The following is a 3,655-nucleotide window of genomic DNA, read 5'->3' as shown; positions in this document are numbered from 1 at the left end:
TGACATCTTCATCGATATCCAGGTAGCCTTCTTGTGCCAGACGCATTACTGCTAATGCAAAGACAGGTTTGCTGATGGAAGCTGCTTGAAACAAGGTGTCTGGTGTGATTTGACGATTTGTTCCATTTTCACATACACCAAATCCACGCGCCCATTCGATTTTAAAATCATTAATTACAGCAATACTGATACCTGGTGTTTGGTGATGTGCTAACCGCTCGTCTAAAGTTTTCGGTTCATCAAATTTACCTTCTAGTGCTGTCGCTGGTAAAAGATTATTGATAACACTTTCAATGCGTTGCTCAACAGATTTCTGCATTGATGCCCTCTACATTTCGGTTGGGTTTTTAGACAAAACATAACTCTAGTTGGCTCTAATTGCTACACGCTCTTGTCTACCTTAATGAAAAATTATATGTAATGTCTTGCCTGTTCTATCCAGTACAAATAGTGTTGAACATTCAACATCTTCATAAAAAACTGACGTTGCTCCCCTTTAGAAACAACTCAACTCGTTCTTGTCCAATTTATTGAGTAAAATATTCTCTACAAACCAACTGCAATGCCTACAAAAATTTTTCAACAATGATTTCATCTATATAAAGGCTGTTAATTTTGGCTTGTCTTTTGGCTGTACCAATAATTTCAAAACCAAAGTTTTGGTAAGTAGCCAATGCGCCCATATTATCTGCGCGGATAAAAGTGAACAGTTTTTCATATCCCCGCCAACGCGCAAGCTCAAACGTAGCATTAAATAAACTTGTAGCAATTTTTTGTCGTCGATATGACAGAGCAACATAAGTTCCTAGCACTCCTACATGATCAAAGGCATGGGTGTAATTGGCAAACGGTTCCATACTCTGAAATCCCACAACCTTTTGCTGCTTACAGCAGATAGCTACATGAAATACTCCACGTACCGGAAAGTTCAAAATATAGTCGCGTTCAGCTTCTACAGTTAAGGGTGTATCAAATGCTGTGTATACTCCGTCCTCAATAATTGGATTCAAAATGCTGACAATCGCTTCAGCATCGTTAAGTTCAACTTCTCGAACCAATAAATCCACGTTCAATTACCTTATAGCATTAAGGAATATTCTAGTTTTTAGATTCTTGCTAACCAAGTGTAGATTGATCTGCATCGGCAATATCTCAAACTGACATTCCGCGCCCTCAGATCAAGATTCCTCAAATAGGCGCTCGCCCTGATGTAACCGTTCAGCAATTTGATAAGTTTGTCCTTGAGATCGCATAGTGGGCGAATGGGCTGCTAAGTACCGAGATGCAGCAACTAATATATGAATCCCAACCGGAGTTTTACCAAAATGTGAGTACTGACGAAAAGCGGCTTCTATTTCCTGAATTACGTGAAAATCACGATTTTCTCTCAGCATCATTTTCAAGAGCATTGCCATCAGTTTTTCAGCACAACCTCCGCTATATAAATAATTAGCCACTAATTGGCCTGTCTGGTTTACTTGTTGCTGACAGTTTAATAAATCCGGTAACTGAATTAGTAATTCAGTAGGATTTTCTACAGTGTCTTTTGCTTCTGGCAGCCGTGCTGGTGGTACATTCAAAAAGCGATTTAGATATACACTCATCGCCGCATCAAACACTCCTTTTAGCAGTTCAACCGTTGTTACTCTTTGCAATGCTTGATGCACGGCATTGGCAAACGTAAATGGATGGTGGGCTGAGTTCCAATCTCCAAAGTCATTGTTAGTGTGGAAACGCGCTACTCGCAATGCTGCTGTATAAGTGACTACGCTAGCTAATTGTTCTTCAGTACACCCTGCTTTCAGTGCATTCAGCAGCGAATCGGCGATCGCGTGTGGATCTTCACCCAATAAAATTGGTACTAATTCATCCTGTTTTGACCAAGTTCCTTGTCGAGACTTTCCTTCACTTAAGACAGTAGGTAATTGCTCAAAAGCTGAGTCTAAGATTGCCACCAAATCTATAGGGTAACGCCAAGAATTAGATTCTTCCATCCTATCGGCATTAGCTAAACCCGGAATTAGGCTGGGCAAAATCGATTCGGCTGCTTGCCAATCTACTGCATCAAGTGCTTCTAAAGCTTTGTTGATAAAATCAAGCGTATGCCCAACATCAAGATAACGATGATCGCAAGCGGCACAAAATAGCATATCTGCAATTTGCTCTGTTTTTACTCCCGAAGCGAGCGCAGAGACTAAACATCTTTGTGCTGCCTCAGTATCCCGCACCTGAATAAATTGTCGGAACCAGCTTTTAAGAGTTACAAAATCAACTGTAGAGTTGGGTAATGGGTGAACGACAAACTCTGGTGGCGCACCTGCACTATCATTTGCTACTGCTGACAATCCATGAAATAAAGCCAGGGGTTTGTCCTGAGCATCTAAATAAGGTAGTAGATTCATCATGCAGGTATGGATAGTCAAACCAGTACCCCACCCGGCTTTATTATAAAGAGTACCAAATTCTAGCCCCATCAGAAATGGTTGGGCGGGACTAACTCCCATATCTAACAGTGCGAGTGTTGATTTAGCAATCACTAAGGAAATATTCTGCTCTAAACCATCTTGCAAACGTTGGCGGTGATGGACATGAGGGTTAACAGGTGGTGCTAAATTTACCCACACTTCACCATCACGGATTTCTACAGGAAAACAAGGAACATCATCTGCCCACGAGTCAAACGTTCCACCGCTAGCGATGTCAAAGCGGGCATAATGCCAGGGGCAGGTAACAATACCATCCTTGCAAGTGCTTCCTTGTAAGGGAAAGCCCATGTGGGGGCAACGGTTGTCAATTGCATAAACTCTATCGTTCGAGTAAAACAAAGCAATCGTATGCTTTTGCTTGTGTACTAGCAAACTGCCTGCTGCTTGAACATCCTTAAGTTGAGCAACACAGATATAATCGTCTGTTTTGGTTGCACCTTCAAATATTTCAGTCATTGAATTGCACACAGTAAATGTCAAAATCCTTACTTCTACTGTGTCGAAATTTTCTAGATTTGAGCATTTGTGCAATTCTAATTTTTGTTAAGTGTCAAACGATTACATCAATCGTAGCCCTTTGACACCCTTACCGACCATTAGGTGCAGTAAATCCTAATTAATTTTTTTATCTTGCTTAATTTTTAGCCCTTCTACCCCTTTCCTGGCAGCAGGTAATGATGCTAGATTTCCAATACTTGCAATACTTGAGGGCGATTTATGAACAAAGGTGAATTAGTGGATGCTGTGGCAGTCAAGACCAACATCACAAAAAAGCAAGCCGATCAAGTGATCAGTGCCTTTTTAGAAGTCGTGACCGAAGCTGTAGCTAATGGTGAGAAGGTAACACTCATCGGGTTTGGCTCATTCGAGCGACGCGAACGCTCAGAGCGCGAGGGGCGTAATCCAAAAACCAAGGAGACAATTACAATTCCAGCGACAAAAGTGCCTGCATTTTCTGCTGGCAAACAGTTCAAAGAAAAAGTCGCACCATAAGTGGTAACTGTTAAATCGTAGATGTTACAGATGGCGATCGCCACTTGCGACACTGTGCCCTTGTTGTGAGCGCGCTTACCCAGATTTTTGCATCCCGCCCAACTCGGCAGATTTGGATTGCCCGGCATTGCTGAATGAAAGGATGAATTGATTTATATAGGTACAATTTGATACTT

At 41.6% G+C, this 3,655-nt stretch carries 4 protein-coding genes; 1 reads left to right on the top strand and 3 read right to left on the bottom strand.

Annotation, left to right across the window (positions count from 1 at the left end):
• From AC5JL8_RS07065 to AC5JL8_RS07055, 3 genes are all read right to left on the bottom strand, one after another.
• A partial coding sequence (locus AC5JL8_RS07065; RefSeq protein ID WP_495879075.1) for a serine hydrolase domain-containing protein occupies nt 1-319 on the bottom strand: 319 nt, incomplete at its 3' end.
• Nucleotides 320-566: 247 nt separating this feature from the next.
• The gene (locus AC5JL8_RS07060) at nt 567-1,067 is read right to left on the bottom strand and encodes a GNAT family N-acetyltransferase (protein WP_495879074.1); all 501 of its coding nucleotides are present in this window, start codon (nt 1,065-1,067) and stop codon (nt 567-569) included.
• 111 nt (nt 1,068-1,178) lie between these two features.
• Entirely contained in the window at nt 1,179-2,942 is a 1,764-nt protein-coding gene (locus AC5JL8_RS07055) for a Rieske (2Fe-2S) protein (RefSeq protein ID WP_495879073.1), read from the bottom strand.
• 261 nt (nt 2,943-3,203) lie between these two features.
• Between AC5JL8_RS07055 and AC5JL8_RS07050 the strand changes: the two genes are divergently transcribed.
• Nucleotides 3,204-3,479, top strand: coding sequence for an HU family DNA-binding protein (locus tag AC5JL8_RS07050; RefSeq protein WP_495879072.1), 276 nt, complete (start codon nt 3,204-3,206; stop codon nt 3,477-3,479).
• The last annotated feature ends 176 nt before the right edge of the window (nt 3,480-3,655 follow it).

Source organism: Mojavia sp. (assembly GCF_059505145.1).
Note: the sequence above shows the minus strand (reverse complement) of the source record. Positions and strands in the feature narration are given on the sequence as shown.